The 22,069-nt window shown below is 39.6% G+C and carries 17 protein-coding genes; 8 read left to right on the top strand and 9 right to left on the bottom strand.

What is annotated here, in order from left to right:
- Positions 1 to 146 precede the first annotated feature (146 nt).
- From ACFFRD_RS15820 to hpsP, 6 genes are all read left to right on the top strand, one after another.
- Positions 147 to 914 (top strand): glycosyltransferase family A protein, encoded by a 768-nt coding sequence (locus ACFFRD_RS15820; RefSeq protein WP_392482281.1) that lies wholly within the window; start codon positions 147 to 149, stop codon positions 912 to 914.
- A gap of 36 nt (positions 915 to 950) precedes the next feature.
- Positions 951 to 2,606: a hormogonium polysaccharide biosynthesis protein HpsL gene (gene hpsL / locus ACFFRD_RS15815; protein WP_392482280.1), complete on the top strand. Its 1,656-nt coding sequence runs from the start codon at positions 951 to 953 to the stop codon at positions 2,604 to 2,606.
- Positions 2,607 to 2,617: 11 nt separating this feature from the next.
- Positions 2,618 to 3,775 carry a glycosyltransferase family 4 protein gene (locus ACFFRD_RS15810; protein WP_392482279.1) on the top strand — a complete coding sequence of 386 codons (1,158 nt, stop codon included), beginning with the start codon at positions 2,618 to 2,620 and terminating at the stop codon, positions 3,773 to 3,775.
- Between the two features lie 260 nt (positions 3,776 to 4,035).
- Positions 4,036 to 5,016 carry a hormogonium polysaccharide biosynthesis glycosyltransferase HpsN gene (hpsN, locus tag ACFFRD_RS15805; RefSeq protein WP_392482277.1) on the top strand — a complete coding sequence of 327 codons (981 nt, stop codon included), beginning with the start codon at positions 4,036 to 4,038 and terminating at the stop codon, positions 5,014 to 5,016.
- Between the two features lie 59 nt (positions 5,017 to 5,075).
- Positions 5,076 to 6,251: a hormogonium polysaccharide biosynthesis glycosyltransferase HpsO gene (gene hpsO / locus ACFFRD_RS15800; RefSeq protein ID WP_392482275.1), complete on the top strand. Its 1,176-nt coding sequence runs from the start codon at positions 5,076 to 5,078 to the stop codon at positions 6,249 to 6,251.
- A gap of 56 nt (positions 6,252 to 6,307) precedes the next feature.
- A complete protein-coding gene (hpsP, locus tag ACFFRD_RS15795) occupies positions 6,308 to 7,480 on the top strand; it encodes a hormogonium polysaccharide biosynthesis glycosyltransferase HpsP (protein WP_392483080.1) in 1,173 nt (390 codons plus the stop codon).
- A 2-nt stretch (positions 7,481 to 7,482) separates the two neighbouring features.
- Here the strand turns inward: hpsP and ACFFRD_RS15790 are convergent, their stop codons facing one another.
- A complete protein-coding gene (locus ACFFRD_RS15790) occupies positions 7,483 to 8,196 on the bottom strand; it encodes a hypothetical protein (protein WP_392482274.1) in 714 nt (237 codons plus the stop codon).
- A gap of 597 nt (positions 8,197 to 8,793) precedes the next feature.
- On the opposite strand from ACFFRD_RS15790, the gene ACFFRD_RS15785 reads away from it, so the two are divergent.
- Entirely contained in the window at positions 8,794 to 9,432 is a 639-nt protein-coding gene (locus ACFFRD_RS15785; protein ID WP_114085723.1) for a peroxiredoxin, read from the top strand.
- 116 nt (positions 9,433 to 9,548) lie between these two features.
- Positions 9,549 to 10,133: a Uma2 family endonuclease gene (locus ACFFRD_RS15780; RefSeq protein ID WP_392482273.1), complete on the top strand. Its 585-nt coding sequence runs from the start codon at positions 9,549 to 9,551 to the stop codon at positions 10,131 to 10,133.
- Positions 10,134 to 10,140: 7 nt separating this feature from the next.
- Here the strand turns inward: ACFFRD_RS15780 and rppB are convergent, their stop codons facing one another.
- The 8 genes from rppB to ACFFRD_RS15740 form a co-directional block, all read right to left on the bottom strand.
- Positions 10,141 to 11,529 carry a two-component system sensor histidine kinase RppB gene (gene rppB / locus ACFFRD_RS15775; protein ID WP_392482272.1) on the bottom strand — a complete coding sequence of 463 codons (1,389 nt, stop codon included), beginning with the start codon at positions 11,527 to 11,529 and terminating at the stop codon, positions 10,141 to 10,143.
- A 169-nt stretch (positions 11,530 to 11,698) separates the two neighbouring features.
- Positions 11,699 to 12,316 carry a hypothetical protein gene (locus ACFFRD_RS15770; RefSeq protein ID WP_392482271.1) on the bottom strand — a complete coding sequence of 206 codons (618 nt, stop codon included), beginning with the start codon at positions 12,314 to 12,316 and terminating at the stop codon, positions 11,699 to 11,701.
- A gap of 311 nt (positions 12,317 to 12,627) precedes the next feature.
- Positions 12,628 to 13,350, bottom strand: coding sequence for a two-component system response regulator RppA (rppA, locus tag ACFFRD_RS15765; RefSeq protein WP_392482270.1), 723 nt, complete (start codon positions 13,348 to 13,350; stop codon positions 12,628 to 12,630).
- A 1-nt stretch (position 13,351) separates the two neighbouring features.
- Positions 13,352 to 13,837 carry a hypothetical protein gene (locus tag ACFFRD_RS15760; RefSeq protein WP_392482269.1) on the bottom strand — a complete coding sequence of 162 codons (486 nt, stop codon included), beginning with the start codon at positions 13,835 to 13,837 and terminating at the stop codon, positions 13,352 to 13,354.
- A 44-nt stretch (positions 13,838 to 13,881) separates the two neighbouring features.
- On the bottom strand, positions 13,882 to 17,001 hold the full coding sequence (locus ACFFRD_RS15755) for an efflux RND transporter permease subunit (protein ID WP_392482268.1): 3,120 nt from the start codon (positions 16,999 to 17,001) through the stop codon (positions 13,882 to 13,884).
- A gap of 2 nt (positions 17,002 to 17,003) precedes the next feature.
- Positions 17,004 to 18,629: an efflux RND transporter periplasmic adaptor subunit gene (locus ACFFRD_RS15750; RefSeq protein ID WP_392482267.1), complete on the bottom strand. Its 1,626-nt coding sequence runs from the start codon at positions 18,627 to 18,629 to the stop codon at positions 17,004 to 17,006.
- Positions 18,630 to 18,988: 359 nt separating this feature from the next.
- Positions 18,989 to 19,687 (bottom strand): DUF305 domain-containing protein, encoded by a 699-nt coding sequence (locus ACFFRD_RS15745; protein ID WP_392482266.1) that lies wholly within the window; start codon positions 19,685 to 19,687, stop codon positions 18,989 to 18,991.
- Between the two features lie 108 nt (positions 19,688 to 19,795).
- Positions 19,796 to 22,018, bottom strand: coding sequence for a dynamin family protein (locus tag ACFFRD_RS15740; protein ID WP_392482265.1), 2,223 nt, complete (start codon positions 22,016 to 22,018; stop codon positions 19,796 to 19,798).
- Positions 22,019 to 22,069: the final 51 nt, after the last annotated feature.

Here is a 22,069-nt window from a genome sequence, read left to right as displayed (position 1 = left end):
ACTTCGAGATTCTTCGCTATAAAACTCATATTTAATTTTTGAACAAACTCAGCAATACTTAAAAATGCTTCTTTTACTATTGCCTCTTAAGCAAATTAACTTTAAAACTCAAAGCAGATTCCTAAACTTTATCCAAGGATAATATCATGCTTGTTTTTGTTATCCCACTTAAAAGTGCAAAAGTTTCCAATTCCTGGGAACGTGTTACCCAATTATTTGAAAGATGCATTAAATCAGTTTGCAATCAAACCTCACCTAACTTTCACGTTATTGTTGTTTGTCACGAAAAGCCAAAAATAGAATTCACCCATTCTCATATTACATACCTTACAGTTGATTTTTCTCCTCCCAACGAGACTAACCCTGTAGCTAAAGGAGACACAGATAAAGGGCGTAAAATATTAAAAGGATTGATTTATGCTCAACAATTTTCTCCGACTCACACTATGGCAATTGATGCTGATGATTGCGTCAGCAAAAAATTAGCCCAATTTATTCAACAACATCCTGATTCGGATGGATGGGTTATTAACAAAGGTTATAAATATCAGGAAGGTAGTAAATATGTATTTATTAAAAGAAGGAATTTTTATAAAATGTGCGGTAGTTGTAACATTATTCGCTACGATCTGAACTATTTGCCCGAAAGTGCAGAGTATAATCGTGGCTACGGATACTATAGATATTATATAGATCACGGCAAAGTTAGGGATATTTTAGAGAATAAAGGAAAAGCTATTAAATCATTACCATTTCCAGGAGCAGTTTATATCCTGGATACAGGAGAAAACCTTTTTGATAATTCCAAAAGATTAAAATTTAACATTTTTAATCGCAAATTATTAAATCAATCAGTTAAGGACGAATTTGGATTGTACAACTTACAGCAATCCCAAAATATTTGTCAAGTATAATGTATTACCTTGATGCTGATAGGCTACAGCACTACTATGCCGAAAATAAAATCAAAATCCAAGACATCTAAAAAGTCAAAAACGCAGACTTCCAAGGAAACTTCTACTCTTAGTCTCAAAGAACAGTTAGCCGAAAAACGCAAGGCAGCCCTAGCACGGAAAGAACTCATTAGTTTACTCACCACCGCCACTTTTGGCGGTTTATTCATTGGTGTTGTGCTTTTTTTCGTAGGTGGAATTAAAGCAGCAGTCCCCGGTGTTTTAGGGATAATCATCATGTCCCTTTCTTACAAATACCCGCGCCAAGCGCTATATGCCTTCATTATTTACGTACCGGTTGGGGGTACTATCACCTACTACTTGGGCAGTAGTCCCATACTCCAATTAGCTAAAGATGCCTTTTATGTTCCAGCGCTAATTGGACTTTGGCAAACTTGTCGAAAGCAGGGATTACCTTTGATTATTCCCCAAGGTATTAAAATACCGCTTTATATTGTCTTGGGTTGCAGTGTACTAACACTATTATTTGTCAATGGTGGACAGCAGTTTAACCCGCCTAGCGTCGGACTATTAGAAAAAGCAGAGAAAGAAATACCTTTAGGTATGGGAATTTTGGGGCTGAAAGTATTTTTAGGCTATGTTCCTCTGATTGGTTGTGCTTACTATTTAATTCGGGATAAGCGGGATTTTCTCTTTTTATCGCGCCTCCAAATTGTTCTCATCCTGTTTTGTTGTGTGTTGGGATGTATCCAATACCTCTTACTGCTAACTGGTATATGTCAAGGCACTAGAGGTCTTGAAGGAAATGCCCTATTTGTCACATCACTAGAAGCCCGGTGTTATTTTGGTGGAGCGCTTTTATATAGTCCCGAAGAAGGAGTGATTCGTCTGCCAGGAACATTTGTAGCCCCTTGGCAATGGGCGTGGTTCTTAATTTCCAGCACCTTTTTTACCTTTGCCACCGGCTTCACCGATCCCTCTTTTATTTGGCGGATAGTCGGTTTAGGTTCTTTAGTGACAGTCTTTATCAATGCTGTAATTTCTGGACAAAGAATCGCCTTAGCCTTAGTACCAATCTGTTTCGGGATTTTGCTATTGCTGACTGGGCAAATTGGCAACCTTAAACGATTTATCCCCATAGGTATAGGACTGGCTATAGTTTTAGGAATTGTGATGGTAAGTAACCCTACCGTCGTCCAAGAGAGAACCGAGAGTTTTACCAGTCGCTGGGACGCTTCACCACCTCAAGATTTTATCGTCCAGCAATTTGAAGAGAATTGGAAAAATGTAGATGGGCCTTTAGGAAGTGGCTTAGGTCGAGCAACTAACTCTGCCCGCGCAATGGGTAAAACTAAACTGGTAGAAACCTACTACCCCAAAGTCCTTTTTGAAGTTGGAATTATTGGAGTACTAGCTTTTCTGGGTTTGGTAACAAGTTTAACAATTATGGGCTTTAAAACCTATCGCTCCATAAAGAACCGTAATTTCCGCAGTTACGGAGCAGCTTTATGGGTGTTTATATTGTTTATTAGCTACAACACCTACTACTATCCTCTAGATGTTGACCCGGTTGCCGTCTATTATTGGTTTTTTGCGGGAGTTCTTTTTAAACTGCCAGAACTAGAGAAACAAGATAAGGAAGATGCCAATCCTGAGCAAAAAAACAAGAGAAAACGTCTAAAAACAATTTAAATGAAATAAAAATGGCAAAAGTTATCATAGGAGGTCAAAAACACCTCAGCATTCCCAACTTACCTCGAAATTCTCGACATACACTCATCTACCCCAAGCCTTTCCCCGCAGGCAGATATCCTATAGAAAAAATTTGGTATCCTTTAGCCAGTTTTATGGCTTGGCAACCTGTATGGCAAAGATACCAAGCAATTCATTCTTTCAACAGAATTTTATATACAAATAAACCTTGGTTTCTCACCTTTGAGGATCATCGTGTTTTATATAGAAATCCTCAAAATCAAGTTGAAGCAGCAATTTATGAATTATTAAATAATCGATTAGCACTAGATAATTGTCAAAAAATTATTGCAATTTCTGATTATGCCAAGTTGAGATTAATTAAGCGGATAGAAGGTTGGGAAATAGAAGAAAAAATAAGTAAGAAAGTGGATGTTATTCATCCCAACTTTCCAATCAAAGTTAAACAATCGAAACTTTATCAGGAACAGCAAAATCTCCAGCTTGTATTTATCGGAAATCACATTGCCCGTAAAGGCGGAGTTGTTGCTTTAAGACTAGCCAAAAAAGCTGAAAAACTAGGTTTACCGATTACTGTACATATAATATCGGGACTGGAACATGGTTCAGGAGTTCCAACTGATTTCCCAGATCGCAGTAAATATGTAGAGGATTTAAAGTTACTGAAATTAAGTAACGTTGTATTCCATAGAAATATTCCTAATGACAAAGTTCTTGAGCTATTGTCGCAAAGCCATTTTCAATTAATGGCAACATTACATGATACTTATGGCTATAGTATCATTGAAGGTTTTTCTGTTGCAACTCCTGTAATTACGACAAACGTATGTGCCTTACCAGAGTTTGTTCGTAATGGTGAAAATGGCTATATTTTAGAGTTACCAATTAATGAAATTAGGCACTGGAGCAATTGGCTACATGGGGAGAAAACTAAAACTGATGAATATTGGGAAATTGTCGATAGCACTTATGACTATTTAGCAGAACAAGCATTGCAACGAATTATGCAATTTCTTGATAGAAGTGATAAACGAGAACATTACGAATTTCTAAGTGCAGGAGCATTAGCTCAAGCGCAACTTGTACATAACTCCGAAAAGCAAAATGAGTTATTTGATAATCTCTATGCTGCGGCGGTGGGAGTATAAAGAATTAAAAGCAATCTTAATCAGTTCTTCGGTTATTGACTGACTGTAAATTCAGGCAAGAGTAGCTTAGTAAAGTTCAGGATTTACGCAAAATCATGAAAAAACGTAGACACGAAGTGGCTTGCCGCAGGCTACCACAGAGGGCGCAGAGGACACGGAGAAATAAGAGTTTCAGAGAGTTATTGCGTAAGTCCTAAAGTTAATGAAAATTAATTTTTATAAGGTTATTATCAAAATAGAAAAATTACTTAATAAAAATCATGGATAATTATCCTTTAATTTCTGTAGTTATCCCGACTTATGGTAGAGAGGAAGCGCTACGAGATAGCATTGTAGATGTCCTGAAACAGGATTATCCCAATTTTGAAGTTTTAGTAATAGACCAAACCCCAACGCATCAGCCAGAAATTCAAGCCTACCTAGAAGAGATGGCAGATGTAGGTAAAATTAAATGGTTGCGATTAGATTGGGCAAGTTTGCCAGGGGCGCGAAATTATGCTGTGCGGCGGTCTTCTGGTGAAATAATATTATTTATAGATGATGATGTTCAGCTAACCCCAGAATTGTTAACAGCCCATGCGAAAAATTATTTGCAAAATCCAGAAGTGGGGGCTGTCGCTGGACGGGTGTTTGACAGAATGAAATTAGGTGATTCTGGAGGAGATTTACAGATTGAATATCTGCCTCCCGAAGCTATGGACCCAGGAATTGCTTGGTATCATATTGATTTAGTACATACCACCAAACCTCAGCAAGTACTGACAGCGAGGGGTTGTAATATGTCATTTCGCCGCGAAATATTTACTAAGTATGGATTGAGGTTTGATGAGAGGTTTCGCGGTAGTGCAGTGCGCGAAGAGTCAGATTTTTGTTTGCGGGTAAGACAGACGGGGTATAAAATTTGGTACGACCCAGAAGCCCATTTGGTGCATTTAGGCGAAGAAACAGGGGGTTGTCATGATATTAGTATGCGATCGCTAAAATATCAACTCACCTTTTATCACAACCATTTTCTACTAGGGCTGAAAAACCTGACTGCGACTCAAGCTTTACGCCTATACGGTCGTTTATTTGACTGTCACGTTCTGGGACGACCACCTTGCCATAAAAGTGGTTCCCCCATCAAAATTGCCACTCGCGGGATTTTCTACATTTTGGGTTTTTTCAAAGCCTTGGGTACTGTCATCCAATCACTATGGAACGATGGTCAAATTTACAGCCGATTGGATAAACAAGTTTAGTTATTAATCATTTGTCATTGGTCATTAGTCATTTGTCATTAGTGAATAACAAAGAATAGATGAAAATCTTAGTTGCTAGTCACACTTATATCGTAGACCTCAACTGTGAGAAATTACGCGCTTTATCTCAACTAGAACCTGACATTGAAGTGACAGTTGTAGTGCCAAAGCGTTGGAAACCAGGCGGTGTACAAAACAGAATTATTGAAACTGAATACCGTGATGAAGGCAAATTTAGAATAGTTCCAGTTTCTAATTTTAGTCAAAATCATCAGGGGCTTCTTACTTTTGGCGCTGATTTGATATCTTTATTAAAACAATTTCGCCCGCAAATCATCCAAGTTGAACAAGGTTCTAGAGCTTTGGCTTATACTCAGATGATTGCCTTAAATCAGCTATTAGGACTCAAGGCAAAAAATGTGTTTTTTACTTGGTGGAATCTTCCTTACCAACTGAAACTACCAATTTCTTTATTAGAAAAATATAACCTCAACCACAGCCACGGCATTATTTCTGGCAATCAGGATGGAGCAGAAGTTTTGCGACAGAGGGGATATAAAGGAGCAATTAAAGTCATGCCGCAACTGGGCGTAGATGAAAGTTTATTTACTCCCAAAGCTCAACCAGAGTTAGCAGCAAAGTTGGGCATTGAAAAAGAGGATTTTGTGGTAGGTTTTGTAGGGCGATTTGTCCAAGAAAAGGGTTTATTAACGCTTTTGCAAGCCTTAATTGTATTGAAAAATAAACCTTGGAAATTACTACTACTGGGGCGAGGAGAGTTGCAAAGTGAATTACTCAAAATCGCAGCAGAAAACAATATTAAAGAACGGTTAATTTTAATCGAAAGTGTTCCTCATGATGAGGTTGCAAGTTATATCAATTTAATGAGTACTTTAGTATTACCTTCAGAAACAACTTACAAGTTTAAAACCTTAACTTCTGCTGGTTGGAAAGAGCAATTTGGTCATGTGCTAATTGAAGCGATGGCTTGCCAAGTTCCTGTGATTGGTTCTGATTCTGGGGAAATTCCCTATGTTATTGGCGATGCTGGCTTAGTATTTCCTGAAGGTGATGTTCAAGCTCTGGCTAATTGCTTAGTTCAATTAATAAATAAACCAGATTTTGCTCATACTCTCGGTGAAATGGGTTATCAAAAAGCAATGATTCAATATACCAATAAAGCTTTGGCTAAACAGCAATTAGAGTTTTATCAAGAGTTGGTCATTAGTCAGTAGTCATTGGTCATTAGTGAAGAATAAAGGATAAAAGATAAATGACAAATGACAAAAAAATGAAAATATTACAAATTGTTCCTTCAATTTCTCTGATTTACGGTGGCCCCAGTCAAATGGTACTAGGGCTAGCTCCGGCGTTAGTAAAAGAGGGAGTGGAAGTTACAATTCTCACAACTGATAGTAATGGCGATAATGGTCAAACACCTTTAGATGTTCCTTTAAATCGCCCAATTAAACAAGATGGCTATGAAATAATTTACTTTCGTTGTGCGCCGTTTCGCCGCTACAAATTTTCTCTAAATTTACTAAACTGGCTAAAACTTCATGCTCATGAGTTTGACATAGCACATATCCATGCTCTATTCTCCCCCATAATTAGCGCTGCTGCTATTGTGTGTCGTCAGCAAAAGCTACCTTATATTTTCCGTCCTTTGGGTACTCTCGATCCGGCTGATTTACAGAAGAAAAAGCAATTAAAACAGCTTTATGTTGCAATTATAGAACGCCAAAATTTAGCTGGTGCGGCAGCTATTCATTTTACCAGCGAGCAAGAAGCTAAAATATCAGAAAGATTTGGAGTATCTACACCAGATTTGGTGATTCCCTTGGGTGTGATTCCCCGTCAATCTTCTATTAAAAATGTATGTAGTCAGCTAGAACTACCAAAGGATATGCCTTTGGTGCTGTTTATGTCACGAATTGACCCGAAAAAAGGATTAAATTTGTTGATTCCAGCGCTAGAGAAGCTGTTAGCGGTTGATTATAAGTTTCATTTTGTTTTAGCTGGGACAAATCCTCAAGATCCAGATTACGAACAAAAGATAATATCCCAAATTCAAAATTCATCACTGCGATCGCACACTACAATTACAGGCTTTGTCACTGGTGAACTCAAAGTTAGTTTACTACAAGCTGCTGATTTATTCGTCTTACCTTCCTACTACGAAAATTTTGGGATTGCTGTAGCTGAAGCGATGGTTGCAGGTGTACCCGTAGTCATTTCTGACCAAGTGCATATTTGTCAACAGATACGTGATAGCGAGTCGGGTTGGGTAGGCGCAACAGATGTCCAAGCATTGGTAGAGTTACTACAAGAGGCTTTGGAAAATCCCGCAGAACGCCAACGTCGGGGATTAAATGCCCAAAAGTACGCCTTGGAAAATTTTAGCTGGGATGCGATCGCAAGGCAAACAATCCAAGCCTACCAAAAAATTCTGGCAACTAAATGAATTTAACCCAACGCAGACAACAGTAGTTTTTGCCAAATAGGTGCGAGAATTGCTTTGACAACGATATCCGCAATCACAAAACCAATCCCAATTAACATATAAGTTTTCGGAAAGGGAGACTTAGGAACTTCGCCTCTGATGCGAGTTAATAAATTTAATCCTAATGCAGCTAAAGCCACCCCAGTAGCGATAAACCCGATTATCCGCAACAATGACCAAGGATACCACCCTAAAATAGCTGCTAACCAAGGTTTAGCACTAACTTTTACCAGTTCTGCAACATAAAAATTCATGTAGTTCAGCATCCAAGTGCCAAATATCAATGCCACGCTACTAATAGTGGCAACGCAGAGAATACAAAAAATACCGTAGTGCAATAAATGGTCTGGTAAAAATAAATTGAGTGAACCTTCCATACCTTCTCCCGTGCGAATCCAGTGAAACATCTCTGTAGTGTATGACTGTCCACGAAGGATGACTTTTGTTGCTGTTTCTGGTGCGATCGCAGTTGCTACAATTACAGCAATACTCTGCAACACTCCCCACAGCAACATCCACCAAAAAGCACTTTTATATTGTTGACGACGCACTTGTAACAAGAAAATGGGATAGGGAACAGCAGTACCTAAAATCGGCATCAACCAGGGAACTCCAAAAACAAAACTTGCTGTTGTGCTGAGGATAACACCAATCACTAAAAAGATTACTATCATCATAAGCAATTCAAAATTCAAAAATAATAAACATATTTGTAGTCTTTCTTCTGACTATTTGCTTTATAACAATTGAATTTGTAATAAACCTCATCTATGTTGAAACCTAGAGTTTTTTAAAAGATATATTTATGTAGGTTGGGTGGAGTGAAACGCAACCCAACATTACCAGCTTATTTATGTTGGGTTACGCTATCGCTGCACTCAACCTACAAAGCCTATAATCAGCTAAGTAGGTAGACATAATAATTAAATATAAAATAAACTCTTAGTTTGTAGTGAGCGATTTATCGCTCAGAGTAAGGATTATCAGGACTAAAGTCCTTACTACAAACTTTAAATTTATTTATGCCTAGATACTTATCACCCTGATATTTGCAATCTTCTATGTAAAGAAAAACCTATAGGGAAAAAATAATAAACCAAAGCATGTATGTGTACTTTAGTCAATAGTTTTGACCCCCTTTTAATCACTAATCTGAGAGCGCTGACAACCTAAAATTTTGTTTCAAACTGCTAAAGTCCGATTGGGAAATCGGGGTTTTATGTCATGATGACATACTAGAATATATATGCCTTTCTAACTACAGGGAATCTCACATGGCTCTCCGTCTAGGTGACACAGTACCCAACTTTACGCAAGCCTCAACACACGGCGACATCGATTTTTACCAATGGGCGGGTGACAGCTGGGTTGTGCTGTTCTCTCACCCTGCTGATTTTACACCTGTTTGTACAACAGAACTCGGCACAGTTGCCAAGCTCAAACCAGAATTTGACAAGCGCAATGTCAAAGCGATCGCACTCAGCGTTGATGATGTAGAATCTCACAAAGGCTGGGTTGGAGACATTGAAGAAACTCAAAGCACCACCCTCAACTACCCAATTTTGGCGGATGCAGATCGTAAGGTTTCTGAGCTTTACGATATGATTCACCCGAATGCTAATGCGACTGTGACAGTGCGATCGGTTTTCGTGATTGACCCCAATAAGAAACTCCGCTTAAGTTTCACCTATCCTCCCAGTACGGGACGTAACTTTGATGAAATTTTGCGGGTAATTGATTCTCTGCAATTGACTGATAATTACAGCGTGGCGACACCAGCTGACTGGAAAGATGGAGAGGATGTTGTAATTGTCCCCTCACTGAAAGATCCAGAAGTACTTAAAGAGAAATTCCCCAAAGGTTACGAGGAAATCAAACCCTATCTGCGGATGACTCCTCAGCCTAACAAGTAAATCTGAGAATGATTTCGGATAAAAAGCAAAGGCGCAAAGATATAACTTTGCGTCTTTGTTTCTTTGGGTGAGAATATAGTTAGTGGGCTAGGCATCCGAACCTGGAGGAAATCTCGATGTTTTCATCCCCTTTGGTTTTGCAAATTCCGTCATCAATGCAAATGACAGACGAACAATTTTTTGATTTCTGTCAGATGAATCGAGACTTACGCATTGAGCGAAATAAATTTGGAGAGATATCAATTATGCCGCCTACAGGTGGTACAACAGGCAACCGTGGAGGCAACATCTTTGGGCAACTGTGGGTGTGGTCGGAACAAGATAGTACAGGTATAACTTTTGACTCTAGTACTGGATTTAAACTATCAACAGGTGCAAACAGATCGCCAGATGCTTCTTGGATTAAGCTAGAACGGTGGAATTCTCTGTCTCCAAAACAACAAGAAAAGTTTGTACCCATTTGTCCAGATTTTGTAGTGGAACTCAAATCTCCTAGCGACAACCTTCAGACTTTGAAGGAAAAAATGGAGGAATATATGAATGAGCCAGGAATACAGTTAGGCTGGTTGATTGACCGTAAGCAGCGTAAAGTTTATATTTATCGTCCTGGATTGCTAGAGGAATGTTTAGATAATCCTGCTAGTCTAAGCGGCGAGTCGGTATTGCCTGGGTTTATTTTGAATATGAGTAAAGTTTGGTAAGAAAATTTTATTTAAATTTAGGCTGGCGACGATACAGCAATTTAAATTGGGAAATTGGCGTGATATCTAAAGGTAATTGAATAGTAAAAGTGCTACCTTTACCTAATTGACTCTGCACATTTAAACTACCTTGGTGTGACTGAATAATTGCCTGAGCGATCGCTAATCCTAATCCAGAACCACCAGTTTTACGAGAGCGATCGCTATTCACTCGGTAAAAGCGATCAAAAATACGAGTCAGTTCCTGGTGAGGAATACCAATACCTGTATCTTGAACCTGAATCACAGCATAATTTTCACTGCGATCTAAGACAACAGTTACCTTTCCAGATTGTGGCGTGTATTGAATTGCATTGATAATTAAATTAGAAACCAGACGATAGAGTTGGTCAGAATCACCTACGATATTTAGAGGTTGCTCGATTCTGATTGCAGATATTAGTGTCACCTGAGCAGAAAAGGCGATCGCTGCAAATTCCTCTATTAAGTCATTGACAATATCATTTAAGCAACATTCATGTCGTAATGGCAGAGGTTGCCGATCTAGGCGAGCCAAGAGGAGCAAATCAACAACTAAAGAAGTAAGCCGATGATTCTGACGGTTTATAGTTTGTAGAATGTCCCGCGCTTCGATTTCATCCAATTTCGGCATCAACAATGCTGATTCCACCGTTGCTTGTGTTGCAGCTAAAGGTGTTCGCAACTCATGTGCGACATCGGCTGTAAATTGTTGGATTTGTCTATAAGATTGATAAATAGGTTGCATCGCCAATCCTGCTAACCACCAGCTAGCAATACTAACTACAACCATCGTTGTAGGCAATCCTACGACTAAAATTAATTTAACAGCATCCAGATAACTATTGAAATCTTCCAGACTTCGCCCCACTTGGATATATCCCCAATCACGATTATCTTGAGTGTGCAGTCCAAATGAAATTTGGTGGTATGGGTTGCCTTTGCTGTCTTTGAGAGTTTGCCAAAGTTTTTTATTAAAGACTAGAGAAAGTTCATCTGGATGAGAACCTGCGATCGCAATCAAGCATCCTGAATTATCAAAAAAACGTACATAGTAGTAGCCTTGATGAATTGCGCTGAGAATATGCCTTTTAGAACTTGACTGCTGTTGAATGCAGCTTTCCCCAATTACACAAATATTTGGTAAAAGCTGCTTTACGACTGGTTCAATGCGTCCGGGTTGCTTTAGTTTCAGTTCGATACTGTCGTGTATCGTTCCCGCGACAGATTCCAGTTCTCGGTCTAATGCTACCCAATGGGCATGGGATACGGCTTTGTATACGCCGAATCCGCACAGACTTAAAATCACAGCCATCACAAGCGCATACCACAGAGCCAAACGTACCCGCGTTAAGTTAAAGAGTTTATTTTGATTCATAATCCAGGTAGTTAGTAACCATGCAGCTTAAGCCTGACAAGGAAAACAGTTAGATAGAATTTATAAATCCTAAAAATGGTCGAGTCAGGCTATTGCTGCGCGGTCGAAGGCGCGACCCTAACGGATGGATAAACTCATACTGGGTCGAGATATTAAGCGAAACAACCTACTAACTACAATAAGCCAGACTGCTTAATCTAGGAGTATTTACTAAGTCAGTATTGGCTATCCAACCATTACCGGATAACTCTCCAGGGAAACTTCTGGAAAGGTCGATTTCTACCCAAATGTAATTTTCAGATTTGTATGATTTAACTACATTACCTGCAACCACGTTCACAAACACTCTTGTGTTTGGATAAAGTGTTGTAATATAATCTCCTTTTAGACTTGGTTGACGACGTAGAGTTTCAGTTTGCACAATTTGCCGACATACACTGCCAATAGTAGGTTTAGTCCACAGGTTTTGAGTGTTGTTATTTGTCTGACAAAATTTCAGTGCAGCAGTTTGAATAAACCCTGAACTCGGAGATTTAATTCTGACAAATTTATCTCCACTAACTGGTATATATGCTAAAGTAATCCTTGTTTGTGCCGACAATATTCTGACAGCATTGGATGATGTTGAAGGTTCTTTAAAAATTGGAGTATCTACTTTAGTTGCACGACAAGTTGACTCTGAAGAATTAGAGGGAATCTGGGCGATTTGAGCAAATACAGGTACACTCAGAGCGAACGTAGCAATCTTTACTAAAGTAAAAATAGACAATAACTTCTGAAATTCCACGTTTTTCCCTCAATATCAGTTACGTGAAGACTGTACATTATATTTGGAACTTATAAACTCTGACGTTAAAAAATGAGTTTAGAGTGAATACCAATGGTTCCTAATTTTCTAATATCACAAGTTAATCAACTAACAGATCCAACCGTAATACTAATACTGTTCAGTTGTTGTGGAGACAGTGATTTGATTGACAGTAGAAAAGTACATAGATATGTAGTACTTAAAGCGTAACTTTTTCCCGAAACTGATCCCCAGTAAAAAATGCAGGCACTTTGGTAGCCAGAATTGTTATTGTCTCATTGGTTTTTTACCTAAAAATTGCTGTAAGAACGGGGGCTTTCATCGGTGAGATTGAGACGATATCCCACACCATGCATAGTTTCAATGGGATTACCACAGCCACTACTGGCTAATCTACGACGCAGCAAACGTATTTGAGCCGCCACCACATTACTAACGGGTTCTGCACTCACCTCCCAAAGCTGATTGCGAATCTGTTCAGTTGTGATAATTTGGTGCGGATGCTTCATAAAATACTCTAGTAGCTGGAATTCTTTATTAGTTAAAGGAATTACCTGTTTATCCCCTTGATGGTTCTGACTGACAACCATACTGTTGCTGTAATCGAGAGTCAGGTTGCCAACAGTTAACTCCTTGGATTGAAATTGGGGCGATCGCCTCTGTAAAGCACGCAACCGCGCCAACAATTCCGCCATACCAAAGGGCTTCACCAGATAATCATCAGCACCTGCATCCAGCCCAGCAACTTTATCTTCCATCCTATCTTTAGCTGTCAACATCAAAACTGGCAGAGGATTACGCCGTGTTCGTAGGCGGCTACACAGTTCTAACCCAGACAATCCTGGCAACATCCAATCGATAATAGCCAAAGTGTACTGCGTCCACTGGTTTTCTAGATAATCCCATGCCTCATTACCATCTAAAACCCAGTCAACTACATACTTTTCCAGATTCAAGGTACGCTTAATTGCCGAACCCAAATCTGGCTCATCTTCGACTAGCAAAACTCTCATATTATTTATTAAAGCTAAAACGACCATCTACTTTTTTGCCATCAATATCTACAAGCATCTTCACTTGATATTGACCAGAGGATTTTTCTGGGAGCAAAACAGTATAGTGTTTACCTTCTCGATCATAAGCAAGGTTTAAAGTTTTCTGCCTTCCATCAGGTGTCTGAACTTGAGCCTTTACCTTGGCATTAGATATTGCTTCGTGATTGTCTCCTCTTTGTAAGTAAAAATCCATGTGAGTTCCATTAGCTTCTTTCTCAGGTACAAACTCTAAATGATAGGCTCCTGTCTCCACCACTTGACCTCCTTTAGATTCACCGTCCTGGCTAGATGTTTTGGCAGTCGGCGAAGCTGGAGAATTAGCATTTGAGGTAGAAATAGCTGGACTTTTTTCTGTATTAGCCGCTTGATTACTGTTACTACAAGCTCCCAAATAAAGCAGTCCAAAACTTCCTATAACAATTAAGCTTGATTTTAATGAAATCATTGATTTCCTCCAAATCATAATAATAAACAAATCTCAAATCCCAACTATAATACTTGATTTTTGGCGACATCAATCTTTTGTAAGAAAATAGTATTATTAGGAACCAAAAACTTTCTAAACTGAGAATACAAAGCTGGAATAACTAACAGTGTTAATGCTGTCGAGGTAAATAAGCCACCTAACACTACTATCGAAAGGGGTTGCAAAATTTCTTTACCAGGGCCACTGTCAACTACTAATGGTGCTAATCCTAAAGCTGAGGTGAAAGCTGTCATTAAAATAGCGTTCAGGCGTTCCATTGAACCTTTAATAAGCACTTCTTTAAGAGGCATTCCTTCACCAAATTTGGTATTGTAATTATCTACCAAAAGCAAACCATTACGAGTGGCAACTCCAAATAGAGTGATAAAGCCAACTAAGGAAGCAATAGAAATCACACCATCTGTCAAAGCTACTGAAAATACTCCTCCCACCAATGCCAAAGGTAAGTTAATCATAATCATGATGGTAGAAGGGATAGATTTGACTGAAAGATACATAATTACTGTGATGACGACAAAAGCGATCGCACTGGAAATTAAGATATTCTGAGTGGCTCGTTCTTGCGCCTCAAATTGCCCTGCATATTGAATATAGTAACCAGAAGGAGGATGCACTTGTTGCTTAACTTTATCTCGAATTTCATTTACAATAGAACGCAAATCTCTACCGCTAGCATTAGCAGAAACAACAATCAAGCGGGAAACATTTTCCCGGTTAATTGTATTTGGGCCTGTGCCATTGTTAATTATGGCAACTTGTGATAATGGAATCTTTTGCCCGTTAGGAGTATCAACTAATAAATTGCCAATAGTATCCAAATTTTGACGCGCATCTGGTTTTAACCACACAACTAAGTCAAAAGTTTGTTGTTTCTCCAAAACTTGGGAAACTACTTTCCCATTGAGAGCAGTTTCAACAATTTTAGAAAGTTTTCCTGCTGTTAAACCATATCGAGAAGCAGCTTGGCGGTTGAACTTAATTTGTATTTGTTCGACTGCTACTTGAGGCTCTAGTTGTAAATCAACAACACCATTAACGGTTTTCATTACTTCATTTACTTGACTCCCAATGATGCGGAGTTGTTCTAATTCTGAACCGAAAATTTTGATAGCGATCGCACTTCTCACACCAGACAAAACCTCATCCATCTGGTGAGAGATAAAACCACCAATATTTGGTGCTACTCCTGGTAATTTAGCAAACTCTTCCCGCAGCTTTTTAATAGTTCCCTCCCTATCTTCCATCGCTGCTTTGCTCAACTCGATATCCAAATGTCCGAAATTTACCCCTGCTGCATCGGCATCACCAGGCGCACGTCCAGAACGCAACTGCACGTAAGGAAATCTAGAGTCTCCCTTCAGCGCGTCTTGAAGTGCTTCTCCAGCTACATTGGTAGTTTCCAAAGATACACCAGGATAGAGAGTCAGGGTATTCACCAAAGTTTGCTCTTGAAATTCTGGTAAAAACACTCTTCCAAAGGAGGGAGCAATCACAGCAGATGCTACTAAACTAGCAGCAGCTAATATTAAAATAATTGCAGAATGCCGCAGAGAAAATGCTAATAGGGGATGATAAAGCTTCTTAAAAAATCTTGCTATCCAAGGCTCGGTTTCTGGCAAGTTACCGTAGGGTAATAATATTGCACATAATGCCGGAGTCACTGTCAAAGCTGTAATACTAGAAGCGATAACTGCCGCCATATAGCCTAATCCCATTGGGATAAAAATACTACCTTCTACACCAGCCAAAGCAAAAACTGGAGAGAAGACAACTATGGTAATTATGGTGGCTCCAAATACTGAATCGCGTACTTCCTGACAACCATCAAATACTACGTCTAAAACTGGGCGTGGATTGGAAGAGTATTTATTTTCTCGGAGGTGACGATAGACGTTTTCAGCATCTACAATTGCATCATCAACTGCTGAACCAATCGCTACTGCCAATCCTCCCAAGGTCATAGTATTTAAACCTTGTCCTAGCAAATTTAATAATAGTACTCCTATTAGTAAGGATAATGGTAGAGCAGTTAGACAAATAGCTAAGTTACGCCAATTCATCAAAAACGGGATGAGGATAAGTGCAACAATAATACTGCCTTCAATTAAAGCTTCTCTAACATTGTCAATAGAAGAATCAATATAGTTTTCTTGGCGGAAGGTAGGGGTGATATTAATATCTTTGGGTAAAGCAGCTTTTATTTCCGACATCGCCTCTTCTATGGCGCGGTTAATAGTAGGCGTATCGGCTTGAGGCTGTTTATTAATCATCACAATAATTGCCTTTTGACCGTTAAAACTGCCATCACCCCGTTTGATAGCTGCACCAATTTGGACATCAGCTACATCGGATATTTTTACAGGTGTACCGTTGTGGGCAATAATTACTGACTGCTGTAACTCTTCAATAGATTCAATCCGTCCAATACCTCGAATTAATTTTTCTCTATCGGATGTAATTAAATAACCACCCGGTGCATTAACATTGGCAGCAGATACAGCCTCTTGCACATCTTCTAAAGTGACATTAAAAGCTTGTAACTTATCTGGGTCAATTAATACTTGATATTGGCGAGTATCGCCGCCATAGGCTATAATCTGACTAACACCTGGAACAGCTAAAAGGCGATTTGTTACTTGCCAATCGACAATGCGTCGCACTTCCATTAAAGGAGTATTTTCAGAAGTGAAGGCGTATTGCAGTACAGTACCGATGGGGGAAGTGGTGGGGGAAATTTGTGGCGTTTCCACTCCTTCAGGAAGCTTACTAGAACTTTGTTGTAATCGCTCTGTTACCAATTGGCGAGCTTGATAGATATCGCTTCCCCAATTAAAAATTACTTTGACAACGGAGACTCCTGACGCACTAGAAGAACGTACTGCTGTAATTCCTGGAGTACCGTTAATCGCACTTTCAATTGGTAAAGTTACCAGAGACTCAACTTCTTCTGGTGCTAATCCTGGTGCTTCAGTTTGAATTTCAATTTGGGGTGGTGCAAAGCTGGGGAAAACATCCAACGGCATTTGGATAATTGTCCGAAATATCCAAAGCGTTATGACAATTGTACCCAGGATAACTAACCAACGACGGGCGATCGCCCATTTAATAATCGCACTCAGCATGACTATTTTTGAATCTTAATTTCTGAATTTTCATTTGCCGCATGGTGATTATCAACCCATTCTGGCGATGCATCTATTTGCACAGAACTGGCTAGTTGAAGTTGATTGGTGCGACGACTAGACCAAAAAGCACCTCCCATAAAAGCTACTGTAGTTAATGTTGCTCCCCCTAGTCCCAAAAGCCACAGTGGTACTGGCTCTCTAATAGTCTGTCGAGGAGTTTCCGGGTGTTCGTCTACTTTTGGCTTAGTATCGCCACGCAAAGACTGAGCATAAAGCTGAGGCGATCGCACTGTCACGATCAAATCGTCCTCGAATAAGCCAGTTTTGACTTCAACCATATCCCCAGAGGTTCGACCTAAAGTAACTTCAACAGGCTGATAGGCGTTGCCATTTTGTACATAAACCTGTTTTTTGCCATTTGCTTCAACTACAGCTGCGCTCTTAATTGCTAATATGCCTGATGATGTTTGGTTTGTAACAACTTCTAATTCTGCAAACATTCCTGGTTTTAGCACTCCACCAGAATTTTCCAGTTCAGCTTGCACGGGTACAACTCGCGTTTCTCCTTCCACCACAGAACCAATTCGGGTAATTCGTCCGATAAAGGTACGCTTTGGTATAGAAGCAACTTTGACCCTTACTTGTTGACCACTTATTACCTGATTCAAATCTTTTTCATAAATATTCGCGGTGGCAAAAACGCGACTGTCATCAATAATTGTCATCAACTTCCCACCCGCATCCTCAAATGATTGACCGAGGGTAACTTCCCGATCAGCAACTTTGCCGGAAATTGGAGATGTCACGGTAACAAGTCCTTGAGCATTGGCGCGGGTTCCCAATTGAGAAAGCCGAGTTTGATAAATACTATTACTTAGTTGGATACGAGACTTTGCTACCTGAACGGCTGAATCAGCGCGTTTTAGCTGATTTTCTGCCTCGATAACGTCCCGACGACTAGCAGCTTTCGCAAGGTCGGCTTTGGCTTGAGCTAACTGAGTTTCCGATTCCAGAGCGTTACGACGTGGTAAAGCGCCAGCATTAACTAACCGTTGATCTTGGTTAAACTTTTCTTGAGCAAAAGCCACTTGGCTTTGAGCTTGAGCGATTTCAGCTGCGGCTATTTGTTGATAGCGATCGCGGTTTTGTTGAGCTAGCTTTAAATCAGCCTGCGCTTGCTGTAAATCAGCCTGACCTTGGGCAAGTTTTTCCTGGGAATTAACCCGCATTTCCACCAGTTCAGGGCTGGATATAACGGCAACTGGTTGACCTTTTTTCACCATGACACCAGGTTCCACCAATAACTCAACCACTTTCGCTTGAGAAATTGGCGTATTTACTTCCACTTTTTGGCTAGGTAGAGTTTCAATCTGCCCAGTAGTTTTAATACCAACAGCTAACTGCTGACGTTTGACAGGTTCAACTTTAATTCCTAGCCGTTTAGCTGTTTCGGCATCAATTTGAATAGAACCATTAGCACCCGTTGTTTCACTTCCTCCTTGAAACTCATTTCCGTGTCCAGCGTGAGCTAAAACAACTGCGGGACTAGCAAGTAACAAAACACTGAAAAATGTCCCAGAAACACAACAAAGAACTGTAAGTGGGTGGGAATAGGAGTTAGGCATCGCTATCAAAAGTCTTTGGATACAGAGGCAGGGAAAATCCAGTGATTCAGTTTCACTACCCAGTCTTTCATTGAGAAATGAAATTAGGATGAAATGGTGCTGCGTAGGCGTAACTCATTCTAGACAGCGCTCCTGAAATAACCAAACACCCACCCCAAATTCCCAACCGCAATACATATAGCAGTCCTAAATCATTTGCGAAAATTATCTATTTATTTCTTCTTTCTTCCCTTTGCGTCCTTGGCGTTCTTCTCTAACGAGACGCTGCGCGATGGCGGTTCGTTTCCTTGTCTATATTTTTCACGAATCAAATAAGACTGCTATATTAGTTGTTCGCATATCCACGCAAAGACTTAAATTTACTTGTTGTACCAAGCTTTTCGCCACTGTTGCATCTCTTTAATTTCTATCTCTTGGGCTTTAACAATTTCTTGAGCTAATTTCTTGATTTCAGGTCGTTTAGACTTACTTAAGGCATCTTTTGCCATTGTTACAGCCCCTTCGTGGTGAGGAATCATCGCATTGATAAAGCGCAAATCAAACTCAGCATCGGCTGCACCTAAGTCTTGACTCATCATCATAGTTTGCATTTGGTCAGATGACATTTCCATCATGTGCCCCATTTGACTGTTGTAAGCCATTGGTTTATCTCCCGCCTTGGGATACCAAGCTTGTCGCCACTGCTTCATCTGAGTGATTTCTTGATTTTGCGATTTGATGATATTGTCTGCTAGCTTTTTGATTTCAGGACGTTTTGATTTTACCTGCGCTTCTTTAGCCATTTCCACCGCCCCTTGATGATGGGGTATCATAGCGTCGATAAATCGTAAATCAAAATTAGCATCAGCTGGGCCTAAATCCATTCCCATGCTGTGATTCATCATGCCACCACCGTGATTCATCATCTGCTTGTCGTTAGCATTGGTGGGGGTTGCCTTTGTTGCTTGGCTTTGGTTCTGGGAAGCACTACTAGTACAACCTGTCATTAACCCACTAGCTGAAGCGATCGCAGTAAAAGTTAACGCCAAAAAGCCATTCCTCAAAGATAGCAGTTGCATAAGTCTCACCTCATAATTTCCTAATTCTATATTTACTTATTAGCTTGGCAGCCAGAAATGAAATTAGGATGAAATCTCACTTATTAAATAAGTCCAGTATCTTGTTGTTTATTTATCACTCAAAATTGTGTAAGCATCATTAACTAAGTGCATTTTTTCTTGTGCTTGTTTGAGCAGTTGCGGCTGATTCACAAACAAATCTGGATGCCATTTTTTTACTAAAGTTCGATAAGCCTGCTTTACCTCAGCCTGAGAAGCATTTGTTTGCAATCCTAAAATGCCGTAGGCGCGAGTAATCTTATCTTTTTCCGTTTGGGTTTTTGGTTGGTTGGGTGCTTTATTGCTTTGAGTTGTATTTTGCTGTTTGCTAGTTTGGGAACCAGGCGCTCGCATCTCTGCTTTCATCCGCGCTATTTCCTCATTGAGTTCCCAATCACGAAATTTCGCCTCTACCTGTTCTGGACGCGGAGACGGAGAAGCTTTTGGTGATGGTGGTGGAGAAACAGATTCTACCCTTGTTCCACTATTTTTAGTAGTCTTTTCCTGTTGTTGCTTAATAACAGGATCTTTTTCAGGGGAAAGTTTAACTCTTTCTGGCTGTGGTGAATATTTTCTATTGGTAGTTGTGTATTTTGGTATTTCTTTATAAGGTTGATGATTTGAGAGTATTTTGACTTTTTCTAATTCTCGTAGCAATCGATTAAAACCATTTTGTAATTGCTGCAAATTTTCACGTTTATTGGTAATTTTTCCTGGTTCTTGGCTGAATTGAAAGCAAATTACTTTTTCAGATTGCCGTTCATATTCAGCCAAAATTAATAAACCTTGGCTGCTAAAACTAGAAAAATAATCTTCAATTGCAGTTATACAAAGTTTAGCAACTTCCTGGTGATAAGATTCCTTTGCTAATTGATCGTCTTGCTTTTGGATATTCTTGTTTAGCAAATAAGAAATACTTCCGACAACAGCAGCGCCAACTGGGCCGCCTAACAACCAACCGATACCACCACCAACAGCGATGGAACCAGGTTCACTCAAATCATCATTATTGTTTGGCTTTGGGGGTAGTATTACTTGTGGTTCACTAGGAAAGGGAATTAATAAATCTTGCGGTCGTTCTTCTTGGAAAAACTCGTAAGCTTGATAAAGCCATTTCACAGCAGACAATTGTAATTGACTCAGGTCTTTTTTAAGAATATTTGTTTGCCAATCTTTAAATTTATTTTCTGCCAATGCAACTGCCGCATCAGCTTGATATTTTGTAAGTAGCTTGGGTAATTCTAGCCAATCGCGTAATTCTTCGATGCTGGTAGCGAAACCTTTATAAATTAAGTTAGCTGCTTTTTGTTTAATTTCAATTTTACTATTTTGTTTATCATCAAAAGATTTTATTTCAATAGCAATCGGGTCAATTTTAGCTTTTAATGATAGTTGGATTTGAGAAGCGATCGCTTGCACTCTTGGCAAACGCACGCTACCACGATCTGGTTGCAAAATCCCCACAATATTTTGCAAAGCTGTTTCAAAAGCCCCTAACCCGCTACTATTAGCAGCAGCAACATCGCCTTTTAATCTAGCTCTTAAAGCAGGTAAAGCATCAACACGATATAAATTACTAAAACCTGGAGGTAATTCGGCTCGAAAGCTTTCTGCAACAAACAGCAGGCGATTTTGAACTTGTTTTTGCTCGTCGGGTTCGAGTAAGTTCAGAAAATTAGCAACAAAAATAACTGTTTTAATACCGCGATCTAATAGCCAATCTCGTAAGTTTTCCCGCTCACCTAAAGTCATTAATTTACGTGCATCTAATAATTGAATAACTAAATCTGCACCTAAAAGTTGTTCTCTGACTAAATTATCTTGTTCATCTCTATCATTAGTTCCTGGTAAATCAAGAAATTCTACTCCCGTTTCCAAGAAGGGATGCGGACAAAAAACTTCCACAGATGCTACATCTTTCCGCATCTGCCTATTGCCGTCAAGAATTGCAAATTGCTGTAGAATGTCTGTACCACTGCGATAGATTTCTGTACCATCTACCAACATGATGCGAGTTCGCACATCAGAGCCATAATTGACAGTAATCGATGCGCCTGTAGTGGGGATTAAATCAATTGGTAAAGTGCGATTCCCTAACATGGCATTCAGTAAGGTAGATTTGCCATGATTAAAAGGGCCAAATACCGCAATGCGAAAACTAGGATTAACTAGATGATTGCAAATGGTAATTATATCTTGATGCAATTGTGATTTACGTTCTAAATTAAGTAAGCCAGATGCAGATTTGAGAGAATCTGCTAAATCCTTATAACCTTCATATTGTTGTTGCATAGTTCTTCGTTCTCAGGCTCCACGTGGTAATACAAATCTTAGGGCTACTGT

It is taken from the genome of Nostoc sp. C110 (genome assembly GCF_043099725.1).
GTDB lineage: Bacteria > Cyanobacteriota > Cyanobacteriia > Cyanobacteriales > Nostocaceae > Nostoc > Nostoc muscorum_A.
This window is presented reverse-complemented; position numbering and strand designations above follow the sequence as displayed.